This is a genomic window from Falsirhodobacter algicola (assembly GCF_018279165.1).
In the GTDB taxonomy this organism is placed as follows: Bacteria; Pseudomonadota; Alphaproteobacteria; order Rhodobacterales; family Rhodobacteraceae; genus Falsirhodobacter; species Falsirhodobacter algicola.
In genome coordinates this window covers 251,221-265,807 of the sequence record NZ_CP047289.1, presented here as the reverse complement: position 1 = coordinate 265,807, position 14,587 = coordinate 251,221, and the positions used below count along the sequence as shown (strand labels likewise).

Below are 14,587 nucleotides of genomic sequence, written 5' to 3'. Positions count from 1 at the left end.
GCCTCAGCCCACCCACGTCTCGATCAGGCGGCTTTGCAGGATGCGCGCGTTGCGGATCCACGTGCTGCTTCCGGCGGGGCGGGTGTCGCTGTCGCTCATCGCGTCGCGGCGCGCCAGATCGGCGGAGAGGATGGCGAAGACCCGCTCCGTGCCGCCCGCGCTGGCATATCCCACGAGACCGGACGCGAAGCTGAGCGTGCCGGTCTTGGCCTTGATGCGCAGGGTGTCGGACAGATGCTCGCGCCCACCGGCATCGAACAGCCCCTCGTCCTTCATCAGCCCGCGCAGCGCGCGGCCCGCGGGATCGGCCTGCGCCCCGACCAGCACCCGGACCATCTGCGACGGCGCGACGCGCGACGCCCCCGACAGGCCCGAATGGTCGCGCAGATCCACGGAGGCGCCGTATTTCGCCGCCACCCACTGCCCCATCGCCGCCCCCGACGCCGTGAGCGATCCCTGCCGCGAGGCGGTCAGGCCCACCGTTTCGGCGGTCATGTTGTTGGAATATTTCAGCATGTCCTGCAGGATTTCGGACAAGGGCGGGCTGGAATGGGTCAGCAGCACCGTGCCGGAGGGCGCGCTGCGCGTGACGACCGGCGCCGGAAGCGCAACGCCGCGCCGCGCGGCGAGCCAGCGAAACACGTCGCCGGCATAGCTGTCGGGCTGGCGCACCGGCAGCCAGCGGTTGCCCCCGCGGCCCAGCGCGGCCTGCGCGACGGTCCAATTGTCCACGCCCTGCCCCGCATCGTAGGTATAGGTCGGGCTGGACCGGCCCACCACGCGCATCCGCGCCATCGTCACCGGCGGCACCACCCGGCCCGAACGCGCATCGAGGCTGACCGCCGCACCGCCCGCGCCCCATGCGAAATAGACGCGGTTGAAGTTCAGGTTCAGCCCCGAGATCGCCGCGTTGTAATTGGCGTCGATCGATTGGCCGCGGTCGATCTCGTCGATGAAGGGCAGCGCGCCGCCATAGGCCATGAACCGCCCCGTGACGCCGCGCACGCCCTGCGCCGCCAGCTCGGCCGCCATGTCGTCCAGCCCATCGGTGTCGAGCGTCGGATCCCCGCCGCCCACCAGCCACAGATCGCCCTGCACGATGCCGCCCCGCACCGGCCCCGAGGCCACGAGCGAGGTGCCGAAGCGGTGCCCCGCGCCCAGCCGGTCCAGCGCATAGAGCGCCGTGATCGCCTTGGCGGTAGAGGCCGGCGGCAGGGCGACATCCGCCCCCCGCCCGTCGAGCATCCGGCCCGACGCATCGGCGACCGCGAAGGCCACGGTGCCCGTCACCCCCGAACGCGCCACCAGCGCCTCGGACGTGGCCGAGCCGCGTGCGACGACGGGCGGACGGGGGGAACGGTCGGGTGCGCCGGCACAGCCGGGAACCGCAGCGATGGCGGACAGGCCGCCCAGAAGAAAGCGTCTGGAAATCATGCGCCCGACGCTATCCGTCCCGCCTCTGCGGCGCTAGCCCCATTCGCCGCGCGCCCGGATCGCCGAGGAGGAAACGTCGATCATCGGCAGGTCCGCAAAGGCCCATGCCGGCGGCTCGGCCCGGCCCAGCCGGACGGGCGGCACCCGGCAGCCCGAAAAGGCCCGCGCCGCCCGCCCCAGACGCCCGCGCACCCCCCAGCCCGGCCGGGCCAGCACGCCGATGGGCACGTTCTTCATGATCCAGCGCCAATCTTCCCAGCGGTGGAACTGCACGAGGTTGTCCGCCCCCATCAGCCACACGAAGCGCACCCCGGGATAGCGCGCCTGCAGCGCCCGCAGCGTCTGTGCGGTGTGGCGGGTGCCGATCCGCGCCTCGAGGTCGGTGACGGCGACGCGGGGGTGGCGCATGACGGTGCGGGCATGGGCCATCCGCTCCTCCAAGGGGCGGGGGCCGCGGGGCTTCAGCGGGTTGCCGGGGCTGACCAGCCACCAGACGCGGTCCAGCCCGAAACGGGTCATCGCCTCGCGCGTGATGTGGACATGGCCGGCATGGGCGGGATCGAAGGACCCACCCAGCAAACCGATCACCATCCCCCGTCGCGCCGTTGGCCAGCCCTGCACGTCATTTCCCCCGATTGCGCGGGCGCCACAAATCACCCCCTGATTGCCCTTGTCCAGCGTTATCGTTATGAAGGCGGCCAAATCCCTGAAAGATGGAACACACCCCATGGCTTCGTATCAATACGTCTATCACATGGATGGCGTCTCCAAGACCTATCCGGGCGGCAAGAAGGTGTTCGAGAACATCCGCCTGAACTTCCTTCCGGGCGTCAAGATCGGCGTGGTCGGCGTCAACGGCGCGGGGAAATCGACGCTGCTGAAGGTCATGGCCGGCATCGACAAGGATTTCCAAGGCGAAGCATGGGCCGCCAAGGATGCGCGCGTCGGCTATCTGCCGCAGGAACCGCATCTGGACGAAAGCCTCGATGTGCGCGGCAACGTCATGGAAGGCGTCGCCGCCAAGCGCGCCATCCTCGAGCGGTACAACGAACTGGCCATGAACTACTCGGACGAGACGGCCGAGGAGATGGCGCAGCTTCAGGATCAGATCGACGCCCAGAACCTGTGGGAACTCGACAACCAAGTCGACATCGCCATGGAGGCGCTGCGCTGCCCGGCGGACGATGCCGATGTCGCAACCCTCTCGGGCGGGGAGCGTCGCCGCGTCGCGCTGTGCAAGCTGCTGCTCGAAGAGCCGGACATGCTGCTGCTGGACGAACCGACCAACCACCTCGATGCCGAAACGATCGCATGGCTGCAAAAGCACCTGATCGAATACAAGGGCACGATCCTGACGGTCACCCACGACCGTTACTTCCTCGACGACATCACCAGCTGGATTCTGGAGCTGGAGCGGGGCCGCGGCCTGCCGCATGAGGGGAACTATTCCTCGTGGCTGGAGGCCAAGGCCAAGCGCATGGCGCAAGAGGCCCGCGAGGACAAAGCCAAGCAGAAGGTGCTGGAGCGCGAGCTGGAATGGATCCGCGCCGGGGCCAAGGCCCGTCAGGCGAAATCCAAGGCCCGTATCTCCGCCTACAACAAGATGGCGGACGAATCGGTCAAGGATCTGGTGGGCAAGGCGCAGATCGTCATCCCGCACGGTCCGCGCCTCGGCTCCAAGGTGATCGAGGTCGAAGGTCTGTCCAAGGCGATGGGCGACAAGCAACTGATCGAGAACCTGACCTTCACCCTGCCCCCGGGCGGCATCATCGGTGTGATCGGCCCGAACGGCGCCGGCAAATCAACGCTGTTCAAGATGCTGACCGGCAACGAGACGCCCGATGCCGGCACGATCGAGGTCGGCGACACGGTGAAGATGGCCTATGTGGACCAGTCGCGCGATGCGCTCGACCCCGACAAGAACGTCTGGGAAGAGATCTCCGGCGGGGCCGAATTGATCGAACTGGGCGATGCGCAGATCAACAGCCGCAACTATGTCGGGGCCTTCAACTTCAAGGGCACGGACCAGCAGAAGAAGGTCGGCCTTCTGTCGGGCGGGGAACGCAACCGCGTCCACATGGCCAAGCTGCTGAAATCGGGCGGAAACGTCCTGCTCCTCGACGAACCGACCAACGATCTGGACGTGGAGACGCTGCAGGCGCTGGAAGCGGCGATCGAGAACTTCGCCGGTTGCGCGATCATCATCAGCCACGATCGCTTCTTCCTCGACCGGCTCTGCACGCACATCCTCGCCTTCGAGGGCGACGCGCATGTGGAGTTCTTCGAGGGCAACTTCGAGGACTATGAAAAGGACAAGATCCGCCGTCTCGGCCCCGACGCGGTGGAGCCAAAGCGCGTGAAACACAAGAAATTCACCCGTTAACGCTAAACGTGATCATGCCTGAACAGGACGCTTGCGCGAATCATTTCTCGTGCTAGCGTCCTGTATGCGACGTTACTCTTTATCGACCTGTCCATTGCGGCCACAGCGATTCGATCTTGCTCTGACTTAGCCACGCCGTCGCATAGTGCGGACGGTACCGGAACAGGAGACACTCACGATGGCCAAGGGCACCGTGAAATGGTTCAACACCACCAAGGGCTATGGTTTCATCGCCCCTGAAGGTGGCAGCAAGGACGTGTTCGTCCATATCACTGCGCTGGAACGCGCTGGCCTGCGCTCGCTCGCCGATGGTCAGGCCGTGACCTTCGACATCCAATCGGGCCGCGATGGTCGCGAATCCGCGGTGAACATTCAGATCGCCTGACATTCGGGGCCCCGCGCCCCCCGCATCGCGGCGGTCCCGGCGGATCGGCGCGATGCTTGCGGCCCGAAGGCCGCCCGTGCGACATCCCGAGGGCAGCGAATCTGCCGGAGGACCCAATGTCGCGCCCCAACATCCTGATCCTGATGGTCGATCAACTCGCCGGAACGCTGTTCCGCGACGGCCCGGCGGATTTCCTGCACGCCCCGAACCTGCGCCGCCTTGCCGAACGCTCGCTGCGGTTCGAGACGGCCTATACCGCCTCGCCGCTCTGCTCTCCGGCGCGTGCCAGCTTCATGTCGGGACAGCTTCCCTCGCGCACCGGGGTGTATGACAACGCTGCCGAATTCGCCTCCAGCGTGCCGACCTATGCCCATCATCTGCGCCGCGCGGGGTATCAGACCTCTCTGTCAGGCAAGATGCATTTCGTCGGCCCCGATCAGTTGCATGGGCTGGAGGAACGTCTGACGACCGACATCTACCCCGCCGATTTCGGCTGGACCCCCGATTACCGCAAACCGGGCGAGCGGATCGACTGGTGGTATCACAACCTCGGCTCCGTCAGCGGGGCGGGCGTGGCCGAGATCACCAACCAGCTCGAATACGACGATGCGGTGGCCCATCAGGCCGTCCGCAAGATCTACGATCTGTCGCGCGGCGCCGATCCGCGCCCGTGGTGCCTGACCGTCAGCTTCACGCATCCCCACGATCCCTACGTCGCGCGGCGCAAATATTGGGATCTCTACAAGGATTGCGCCGAACTCGATCCGCCCGCCCCCATCCCCTACGAGGAGATGGACCCCCATTCCCAGCGGCTGATGGATTCCTTCGATCATACCGCCAGCACGATCACCGAGGACATGGTGCGCCGGGCGCGGCGCGGCTATTTCGCCAGCATCTCCTATATTGACGACAAGATCGGCGAGATCCTCGATGTGCTGGACGCGACGCGGCAGGAGGCGGTGATCGTCTTCACCTCCGATCACGGCGACATGCTGGGCGACCGGGGGATGTGGTTCAAGATGTCCTTCTTCGAGAATTCCTCCCGCGTGCCGCTGATGATCGCGGGCCTGCCCCAGACCGGGCGGGTGGAGGTCCCGGTCTCCACCCTCGATATCGCGCCGACGCTCTGCGATCTGGCTGGTATCCCGATGACCGAGATCGCGCCATGGACGGACGGGGTCAGCCTGCTGCCGGTGGCGGCGGGCGGGGCGCGCGCGGCGGTGCCGATGGAATACGCCGCCGAGGGCAGCATCGCCCCCCTCGTCGCGCTGCGGGAGGGGCGGTGGAAGTACATCCGCTGCGCCGTCGATCCTGAACAACTGTACGATCTGGAGGACGATCCCGGCGAACGGGTGAACCGCGCAGGCGATCCGGCCGCCGCCGAGGTTCTGGCCCGGCTTCGCGCCGAGGCCGATGCCCGCTGGGACCTTGCCCGCTTCGACGCCGAGGTGCGCGAAAGTCAGGCCCGCCGCTGGGTCGTCTACGAGGCGCTGCGGCAGGGCGATTACCGCCCTTGGGATCATCAGCCAATGCCCGACGCCTCGGAGATGTTCATGCGCAACCACATGGATCTGAACATCCTCGAGGAAAGCAAACGCTTCCCCCGAGGCGAGTGATCAGACCGGCAAGGCCAGCCCTTCGGCGATGCGGAACTGGGCCGACAGAAGGAAGGCGTAGGCCGCAAGCTCCACCCCTTCCTCGAGGATCTGCGGATCGCCGGGCCAACCGCCGAGGCTGAGGCCCATATGACGTTCGGCGGCGGTGGAGAGCAGCATCGCCGCGACCACGCCCAGCCCGTCCAGCAGCGGCAGCCGCCGCGTCTGGCGTACGCGCGTCCAGATCCGGCGCGGCCCGGCCATGACGAAGGCGATCACCGCCCCCAGCAGCAGCGCCGCCACCACCGGCGTCACCGCCGGCCGATACGCAAGCTGGGAGGACGAGAAGCTCGGCCCGTGATCGGTCATGGCAATGGGGTCCAGAAAGACCGCGCCCCAGCTCATCTCGCGCGCGGCAAGGAGCGCCCAGAGGATCGCGGCCGCGATCCAGAGGCGCCGAGACGGCCCCTCCCCCACGCGGCACAGCAGCAGTGCCGCGATCATCCCCGCCAGCAATACCCCGACCTGCGCCGATTCCAGCGGCCCGTTCTCCCACCCGACGGGCAGCGGGGCGCGCAGGCTCAGCGCCCATGCGGCGGCCAAAAGCGCACAGGCGGCGCAGCGCACCGCCACCCACAGGGATCGGAGGCGTTCGGGATGGTCAGGCTTGGGAATCATCGCAATGTCTTTCATCGAAAACCCCGCCCTTACGCGTTGCGGCGCGGGATGCAACGGCCTTCCGCAAGCGCGCCGGACCGCTTGACGGACGACGCGCCCGCATTTACATAGGATCATAACATTTAGGCACCTACCGACAATGCCCAGCCCCGCAGAATCCTTTCTCGACCACCTCGTGAAGGTGAACCGCAAGCTGCGGACCGCCTTCGATGCTCGGGCCCGCGAACAGGGCCTGACCCTGTCGCGCGCGCGCCTTTTGGTGACGCTGGCGCGGCAGGACGGACAGACGCAAACCCAGCTTGCCCAAGCGCTGGAGGTGGAGCAGCCCTCCATCGTCGGGCTGGTTGATGCCTTGGTAAAGGCGGGCATGGTCGAGCGGCGCGAAGGTGCGGGCGACCGGCGCACCCGGTGCATCCATCTGACGCCCGCCGCCCGCAAGGATGCGCAGGCGCTTTTGGATTACGTCGCGACGCTGCGGGCCGAATTCTTCGCCGGCATCCCCGAGGACGATCTGCGAAGCGCCACTGCCGTCCTCGAACGGGTGCTGGCCAACACAGCGCCCCCAAGCTGACATGAGCGACGCCGCCGCCCCCCCGCCCGCCGCGCCGGGCCTGTTCGTCATGCCGGTGCCGCGGGCGCTGTGCTATATCTTCGCCTCGTTCCTCCTCGGCATCTCGCAGGGGCTCGGGATGAGCCTTCTGAGCAGCAACATCACCCAAGTTCAGGGGGAGATCGGCGCCACGCAGCAAGAGGCGCTGTGGCTCATCGCGGCCTATATGGCGCCCTCGGCCTCGGTCACGCTGGCGCTCATCAAGATCCGCACGCAATTCGGTCTGCGCCTGTTCGCGCAGGTGGCGCTGACGGCCTTCGTGCTGGCCTCGCTCCTGAACCTCGCGGTCACGGATCTGCATTCGGGCATCGCCGTGCGTTTCATGAGCGGGCTTGCCGCCGCGCCGATGTCCACCCTTGCGTTCCTCTACATGCTGGAGCCGTTTCCCGCGGCGCGCAAGCTGTCGGTGGGGTTGTCGCTGGCGCTGACGGGCATCTCGCTCGGCACGCCCCTGTCGCGGGTGCTGGCGCCGCATCTGTTGGATCTGGGCGGGTTGCAGCAGTTGAACCTGCTGGATCTGGCGCTGGCGCTGCTGGGATTTGCGGTGGTACTGCTGCTGCCGCTCACGCCGGTGCCCCGCCAGAAGGTGATCGAGCGCGCGGACCTCATCAGCTTTCCGCTGATCGCGATCGGGATGGGGGCGCTGGCCGTCGTGCTGACGGTGGGCACCAGCCATTGGTGGTTCGACACCCCATGGCTCGGCACGCTTGTGGCGCTGGCGATCGTCACGCTGGTGATCGCCGCCACGATCGAGCTGCACCGCAAGGACCCGCTGATCGACGTGCGCTGGCTCGCCTCTCCGGCCATCCTGCAACTGACGGGGGCGCTGATCGTGTTCCGCATCGTGCTGGCCGAACAGACATCGGGGGCGCCGGGCTTCTATATCGCGCTCGGCCTGCAGAACCAGCAGATGCAGGGCATGTTCTGGATGATCGTCGCCGTCACGATCCTGGGCGGGCTCGTCAGTGCCGTGATCCTGAAACCGGGGCGCGAGGCCGCGATCCATTCCGCCGCGTTGATCATGATCGTGGTGGGGGCGCTGATCGATTCCCACACCACCAGCCTGACGCGCCCGGCGCAGATGATGTTCAGCCAAGGGCTGATCGCCTTTGCCAGCGCGATCTTCCTGCCGGCGGCCATGGCCTCGGGGCTGATGACGGCGCTGCGGCGCGGGCCGCTCTATATCCTCAGCTTCGTGATCGTGTTCCTGACGACGCAGCGGCTGGGCGGGATCGCAGGCTCGGCGCTGTTCCAGACGGTGATCCGCTTTCGCCAGAACGCCCATCTGTCCGAATTGGAGGCCAGCCTGTCGCAGGCCGATCCGCTGGTGACGGCGCGGCTGCAAACCTATGCCGCGATCTACAACGGGCAGATGGCCGAGGCCGCCGCGCGGCAGTCGCAGGCGCTCACCACCCTGTCGCAGGTGGTGACGCGCGAAAGCACGGTCATGGCCTATAACGACGTCTTCTTCCTCATCGCATGTGTCGCGGGGGCCGCGCTTGCCGTTCTGGCCGTCCATCAGGGCTGGCTGTGGATGCAGGCCCGCCGCGCGCAACCTTCCAGCAACGGGTGAACGATCCATGGGAAAACTGATACGCCATCCGGGCACGATTCTGGCCTTGGTCCTCGGGGTGATCGGCGTGGCCTTCGTGCTCTTCGCATGGCAGTTGCCGCCCTTCTCCACCTCGGTGGAGCGGACGGACAACGCCTATGCCCGCAGCAAGATCACCTTCGTCGCGCCGCAGGTGCAGGGCCATGTCGCCGAAGTCCTCGTGACCGATTATCAGGAGGTGAAGGCGGGCGATCTGCTGGCCCGGATCGACGACCGCATCTATGTCCAGCAGGTGGCGCAGGCCAAGGCGCAACTGGCCCAGCAGCAGGCGGCGCTGGCCTCGGCGGCGCAACAGCGGGCCTCGGCCACCGCGCAGGAAGGCGCGGCAGAGGCCGCGCTGAACGCCGCCCGCGTTAACAGCGATGTCGCGCAGCGCGAATTCGACCGGTTCCAGACGCTGGTGCAGCGCGGCGTCACCTCGCAGGCCGATCTCGATACGGCGCGGGCCAAGCGCGATCAGGCCGCCGCCGACGTGAACTCCGCCGAAGCGCAGGTGGAGATCGCCAAGCAGGACATCCTGGCCGCCGAAACCGCCCGCGGCAGCACCGAAGCCGCGATCGAGGCCGCCAAGGCCGCGCTGCAATTGGCGCAGATCGACCTCGACAACACGCGCATCCTCGCCCCCGAGGATGGCCGCCTCGGCGAGATCGGCACCCGCGTCGGGCAATACGTCACCGCCGGGACGCAGATGATGGGCCTCGTGCCGCACCGCGTCTGGGTCGTCGCCAACTTCAAGGAAACGCAGGTCGCGGATATGAAGATCGGCCAACCCGCCGAGATCTACGTCGATGCGTGGAAGGGCCGGAAGCTGACCGGCTGGATCGAGAGCGTCTCTCCGGCGACGGGCAACGAATTCTCGGTGCTGAAGACCGATAACGCGACGGGAAACTTCACCAAAGTCACGCAGCGCCTGCCGGTACGCATCGCGCTGGATGATGAGGCAAGCGGCCTCGTTCCCGGTCTGTCGGTGGAAGTTCGCGTAGATACCTCCTCCGAACCCGTCGATCACCAAAAGGTTCAGTAGCCTTCGTGCCGGGCCAGCCCTATCTAGGGCCAAGTGTGTTGCAAGGGCCTGTTATGTCACCCGAGGAACGGATCATTTATCTGGAACGAACCGCCATCGATGTCCGACGGGCTGCGGTGGATGTGCTTTTGTTTGCGATGCGGGATCTTCCGGGACCCGCCCGTGCGTCCCTTGCCGCGCGGCTCGCTTCCTTTTCCGCCGAGGGACGGCCTGAATCGGCCCGCCTCGCGCGCCTCATGGCCGAAACCCTGCGACAGGGTTGAGGCTTTGGGGTTGCGGGACGGGCGGCTTGCTTCTAGATAGGCGCGTCAGCATCCGAAGGCCGTGACCCGCATGGAAAACGTCATCCTTACCGTTCATCTCATTCTCGCACTCGTGCTGGTGGTCATCGTGCTGCTGCAACGGTCGGAGGGGGGCGGTCTTGGCATGGGCGGCAGCGGTGGCGGCGCGATGACGCGCCGGCAGGCCGCGAACGCGCTGACGCGGGGCACTTGGATCATCGCCATCGCCTTCATCTGTACCTCGCTCGCGCTGACCATCGTCGCGGCCAGCAACTCCTCCGGCACCTCGGTTCTGGACCAGATCGGCGTTTCGGGCGCGGATTCGGCGGCCGAACCGGCCTCGGACGGCTCGGACCTGCTTCCGCCCAGCACCAGCACGGCCCCCTCGCAGGGCAGCGGTTCGCTGACCCCGCCGCGGCTGGACGATGCCCCGGCGGCACCGCAGACGCCGGGCGACGCGCCCGCGTCCAACTGATCCGAAGTCCCACGGCCGGCCTCCACCGGTCCATCGCATCCCGGGCCGGTTGCGCAGGGCCCCACCCTGCGCTATATCCCGAGTCCCGTGATGCCGCGTTTTCGCATTGGCGAATCGCAGCTTGATTCAGCTTTCACGGGAGTATCCACGCATGGCGCGATATGTCTTCATCACCGGCGGCGTGGTGTCCTCGCTCGGCAAGGGTCTGGCCTCGGCGGCGCTCGGCGCGCTGCTGCAAGCGCGCGGCTATTCCGTGCGTCTTCGCAAGCTCGACCCCTATCTGAACGTCGATCCGGGCACGATGAGCCCCTTCGAACATGGCGAAGTCTTCGTCACCGATGACGGGGCGGAAACCGACCTCGACCTCGGCCATTACGAACGCTTCACGGGCGTGTCGGCCCGCGCGACGGACAGCGTGTCCTCCGGCCGCATCTATTCCACCGTGCTGGAGAAGGAGCGCCGCGGCGACTACCTCGGCAAGACCATTCAGGTCATTCCGCACGTCACCAACGAGATCAAGGACTTCCTCGCCGTCGGCGATGACGAGGTGGATTTCCAACTGTGCGAGATCGGCGGCACCGTCGGCGACATCGAAGGGCTGCCCTTCTTCGAAGCGATCCGCCAATTCGCGCAGGACAAGCCGCGCGGTCAGTGCATCTTCGTGCACCTGACGCTGCTGCCCTACGTCACCGCCTCGGGGGAGCTGAAGACCAAGCCGACGCAGCACTCCGTGAAGGAACTCCGCTCCATCGGGATCGCGCCGGACGTTCTCCTGCTGCGCTCCGAGCATCTGATCCCGGAGAAGGAACGCGAGAAGATCGCGCTCTTCTGCAACGTGCGCAAGGATGCGGTGATCGCCGCCCCCGATCTCAAGACCATTTACGAGGCACCGCTGGCCTATCACCGCGAGGGCTTCGATCAGGCCGTGCTCGACGCCTTCGGGATCGCGCCTGCGCCGAAACCGAACCTCGACCGCTGGACCGATGTGATGGACCGTCTGGTCCATGCCGAGGGCGAGGTGCGCATCGCGGTCGTCGGCAAGTACACGCAGCTCGAAGACGCCTACAAATCCATCGCCGAGGCGCTGACCCATGGTGGCATGGCCAACCGCACCCGCGTGAAGGCCGAATGGATCGACGCCGAACAGTTCGAGAATGACGATCCGGCCCCCTATCTCGGCGGCTATCACGCGATCCTCGTGCCCGGCGGCTTTGGCGAGCGTGGGACCGAGGGCAAGATCAAGGCCGCGCAATTCGCGCGCGAAAAGGGCCTGCCCTATCTCGGGATTTGCCTCGGCATGCAGATGGCCGTGATCGAGGCCGCCCGCAACCTCGCCAAGGTGGAGGATGCCGGTTCGGAAGAGTTCGACCACGAGACGGGTCGCAAGCGCTTCACCCCGGTCGTCTATCACCTGAAGGAATGGGTGCAGGGCAATCACGTCGTGGAACGCAAGGTCGGCGACAACAAAGGCGGCACCATGCGTCTGGGCGCCTATTCGGCGGCGCTGGCCGAGGATTCGCTCGTCTCGCGCGTCTATGGCACGACCGAGATCGAAGAGCGTCACCGCCACCGCTACGAGGTGGACATCGCCTATCGCGAGCAGCTGGAGGCTTGCGGGCTTACCTTCTCGGGGATGTCGCCCGATGGCCGCCTGCCGGAGATCGTGGAGATGAAGGGCCATCCGTGGTTCATCGGTGTGCAGTTCCACCCCGAACTCAAATCCAAGCCTTTCGCGCCCCACCCGCTCTTTGCCGATTTCGTGCGCGCCGCGATCGAGGCGAGCCGCCTCGTCTGATCGCCCCGCCGATCCCGGCATGAAAAAAGCCGCCCCTCGGGGCGGCTTTTGTCTTTGCGCGGGTGGGCGGGATCAGACCTCGCCCTTGCGCGACCCCCAGATGCACAGCAGCGTGATGATCGCCGAGGCGCAGACATAGTAGCCGACCGCCTGAAGCCCGAAATTCGTCTGCAGGTAGGTGGCAGCATAGGGCGCGAGCGAGGCGCCGAAGATGCCCGCGAAGTTGAACGTCAGCGACGAGCCGGTGTAGCGCACGCGCGTCGGGAACGGTGCGGCCAGCGCGGCGCCGATCACGCCATAGGTCACGCCCATCAGCATCATCCCGATCACGACGAAGATGATGATGCCGGTCGCGCCCATGGACCACAGCGGCTCCAGCGCGAAGGAGAAGACGGCGATCAGCAGCGTCACGCCCGTCAGGACCGCGCGGCGGCCATAGCGGTCGCCCAGCTTGCCGGCCACCGGGATCGCGAGGCCGAAGAGCACGGCACCGATCAGCTGGATCTTGATCGCCTCCAGCAGCGGCATGCCGATCACCTTCGTGTTGTAGGACAGAAGGTAGGCGGTGCCGACATAGAACAGCACGAAGGTCGCCAGCGCCACGAAGGTGCCGAGGAACAGGCTGCGCTTGTGGCGCGTGAAGACTTCGGCCAGCGGAACGGCCACACGCTCATGCTTGTCGATGGCCTTCTGGAAGGCGGGCGTTTCGGTGATGGACAGACGCACCCAGAGGCCGATCATGATCAGCAGCGCCGAGGCGAGGAAGGGCGCGCGCCAGATGCCGCTTTCGCCGATCCAGTTGCGGGCATCCACATCGGCCGGGGCGAAGTGCAGGATGACGAAGAACACCCCCGAGGCAAGGAACAGCCCGATCGGCGCGCCCAGCTGCGGGAACATGCCGTACCAGCTGCGTTTGCCCGGAGGGGCGTTTTCCGTCGCGATCAGCACCGCGCCGCCCCATTCGCCGCCCAGACCGAAGCCCTGACCGAACCGGCACATCGCAAGGAACAGCGGTGCCAGCACCCCAATGGAGCCATAGGTCGGCAGAAGGCCGATCACCACGGTGGAGATCCCCATGGTCAGCAGCGCCGCGACCAGCGTGACCTTGCGGCCGATCCGGTCGCCGAAATGGCCGAAGACCACCGCGCCGAAGGGACGGGCGAAGAACGCGATGGAGAAGGTCGCGAAGGAGGCCAGAAGCGCGGTCATCGGATCGCTGTTCGGGAAGAACAGCGACGGGAAGACCAGCACGGCCGCCGTGGCATAGATGTAGAAATCGTAGAATTCGATCGTGGTCCCGATCAGGCTGGCCGCCAGCACACGCGACGGCTTGTTCAGCGGTTGCGCGGCGCCGGTGGCAGCGTCGGATGTGATGTCGGTCATGACGTGTTTCCGATTAGGTTGACAGAGAGGGGCAATAGCGCAACTTTGCTTCGCTGGGAACCCGCAAAATGACGATTTTGTTACGCCACCTCGGGCCGCGCTTGCGCCCCCGGTCAACTGGCGCTAGCTGCTGGGGATGCTGTCCTATCAACATCTCTATCATGCCGGGAATCTGGCCGATGTGCAGAAGCACGCGCTGCTGTGCTTCATGCTGGATTACCTCGTGCAGAAGGACAAACCCCTTACATATATCGAGACGCATGCCGGGCGCGGGCTCTACATGCTCGATGCCGAAGAGGCGGTGAAGACCGGCGAGGCCGAAAAAGGCATCGCCGCGCTGGAGCAGGCCTTCGCCCCGGACCACCCCTACCGCCTGCGCCTGTCGGAGACGCGGGCGCGGTGGGGGGATGCGGCCTATCCCGGATCGCCCTTGCTGGCGGCGCTGTCGCTGCGCGACATGGACCGGATGCATCTGGCCGAACTGCATCCGCAGGAACATCGCATCCTGTCCGAGGTGATCCACCCATGGAGCCCGCATCTGCAAAAGAAGGACGGCCTTGCCATGGCGATGGCCGTCACCCCGCCCGAACCCCGGCGCGGCCTGATGCTGATCGACCCGCCCTATGAGGTGAAGGCCGATTACGATCTTCTGCCCGATCAGATCGCCAAGATCGTGCGCAAATGGAACGTGGGCATCATCGCGCTGTGGTATCCGCTGCTGACCAATGCCGCGCATATCGGGATGCTGGCCGACCTTTCCGCCCGTTTCCCGGACGCGTTGCGCCACGAAGTGCGCTTTCCCGCCGCGAAGGTCGGGCACAAGATGATCGGCTCGGGGATGTTCATCATCAACGCGCCTTGGGGCACCGAGGCCGAGGCCAAGCGCATCTCACGGCTTTTTTCCTAGACTTGCGCGCCAGAAACGTCATGTT

13 protein-coding genes are annotated in these 14,587 nt (G+C 66.4%); 9 read left to right on the top strand and 4 right to left on the bottom strand.

The window, feature by feature from the left end:
- Positions 1-3: 3 nt before the first annotated feature.
- Positions 4-1,434 carry a D-alanyl-D-alanine carboxypeptidase/D-alanyl-D-alanine endopeptidase gene (gene dacB, locus GR316_RS01385; RefSeq protein WP_211784294.1) on the bottom strand — a complete coding sequence of 477 codons (1,431 nt, stop codon included), beginning with the start codon at positions 1,432-1,434 and terminating at the stop codon, positions 4-6.
- 33 nt (positions 1,435-1,467) lie between these two features.
- Entirely contained in the window at positions 1,468-2,025 is a 558-nt protein-coding gene (locus GR316_RS01380) for a nicotinate-nucleotide adenylyltransferase (protein WP_249218824.1), read from the bottom strand.
- A gap of 136 nt (positions 2,026-2,161) precedes the next feature.
- Between GR316_RS01380 and ettA the strand changes: the two genes are divergently transcribed.
- The 3 genes from ettA to betC all read left to right on the top strand — a co-directional run bounded on the left by ettA (position 2,162) and on the right by betC (position 5,818).
- Entirely contained in the window at positions 2,162-3,817 is a 1,656-nt protein-coding gene (ettA, locus tag GR316_RS01375) for an energy-dependent translational throttle protein EttA (RefSeq protein ID WP_211784292.1), read from the top strand.
- A gap of 178 nt (positions 3,818-3,995) precedes the next feature.
- Entirely contained in the window at positions 3,996-4,202 is a 207-nt protein-coding gene (locus tag GR316_RS01370; RefSeq protein ID WP_211784291.1) for a cold-shock protein, read from the top strand.
- Positions 4,203-4,318: 116 nt separating this feature from the next.
- Positions 4,319-5,818 carry a choline-sulfatase gene (gene betC, locus GR316_RS01365; RefSeq protein ID WP_211784290.1) on the top strand — a complete coding sequence of 500 codons (1,500 nt, stop codon included), beginning with the start codon at positions 4,319-4,321 and terminating at the stop codon, positions 5,816-5,818.
- On the opposite strand, the gene GR316_RS01360 is transcribed toward betC, so the two are convergent.
- The gene (locus GR316_RS01360) at positions 5,819-6,475 is read right to left on the bottom strand and encodes a hypothetical protein (protein ID WP_211784289.1); all 657 of its coding nucleotides are present in this window, start codon (positions 6,473-6,475) and stop codon (positions 5,819-5,821) included.
- Between the two features lie 139 nt (positions 6,476-6,614).
- Here GR316_RS01360 and GR316_RS01355 point away from each other — a divergent pair, with 139 nt between their 5' ends.
- The 5 genes from GR316_RS01355 to GR316_RS01335 all read left to right on the top strand — a co-directional run bounded on the left by GR316_RS01355 (position 6,615) and on the right by GR316_RS01335 (position 12,272).
- Positions 6,615-7,046, top strand: coding sequence for a MarR family winged helix-turn-helix transcriptional regulator (locus GR316_RS01355; RefSeq protein ID WP_211784288.1), 432 nt, complete (start codon positions 6,615-6,617; stop codon positions 7,044-7,046).
- A gap of 1 nt (position 7,047) precedes the next feature.
- Positions 7,048-8,658 carry an MFS transporter gene (locus tag GR316_RS01350; RefSeq protein WP_211784287.1) on the top strand — a complete coding sequence of 537 codons (1,611 nt, stop codon included), beginning with the start codon at positions 7,048-7,050 and terminating at the stop codon, positions 8,656-8,658.
- A gap of 7 nt (positions 8,659-8,665) precedes the next feature.
- Positions 8,666-9,721, top strand: coding sequence for an HlyD family secretion protein (locus GR316_RS01345; RefSeq protein WP_211784286.1), 1,056 nt, complete (start codon positions 8,666-8,668; stop codon positions 9,719-9,721).
- Positions 9,722-10,054: 333 nt separating this feature from the next.
- On the top strand, positions 10,055-10,477 hold the full coding sequence (gene secG, locus GR316_RS01340) for a preprotein translocase subunit SecG (protein ID WP_211784285.1): 423 nt from the start codon (positions 10,055-10,057) through the stop codon (positions 10,475-10,477).
- A gap of 151 nt (positions 10,478-10,628) precedes the next feature.
- Entirely contained in the window at positions 10,629-12,272 is a 1,644-nt protein-coding gene (locus GR316_RS01335; RefSeq protein WP_211784284.1) for a CTP synthase, read from the top strand.
- Positions 12,273-12,344: 72 nt separating this feature from the next.
- Here GR316_RS01335 and GR316_RS01330 read toward each other — a convergent pair whose 3' ends face one another.
- Complete coding sequence (locus GR316_RS01330) at positions 12,345-13,655, bottom strand: MFS transporter (RefSeq protein WP_211784283.1); 1,311 nt, start codon at positions 13,653-13,655, stop codon at positions 12,345-12,347.
- Positions 13,656-13,791: 136 nt separating this feature from the next.
- On the opposite strand from GR316_RS01330, the gene rlmJ reads away from it, so the two are divergent.
- The gene (rlmJ, locus tag GR316_RS01325; protein WP_211784282.1) at positions 13,792-14,562 is read left to right on the top strand and encodes a 23S rRNA (adenine(2030)-N(6))-methyltransferase RlmJ; all 771 of its coding nucleotides are present in this window, start codon (positions 13,792-13,794) and stop codon (positions 14,560-14,562) included.
- Positions 14,563-14,587 lie beyond the last annotated feature (25 nt).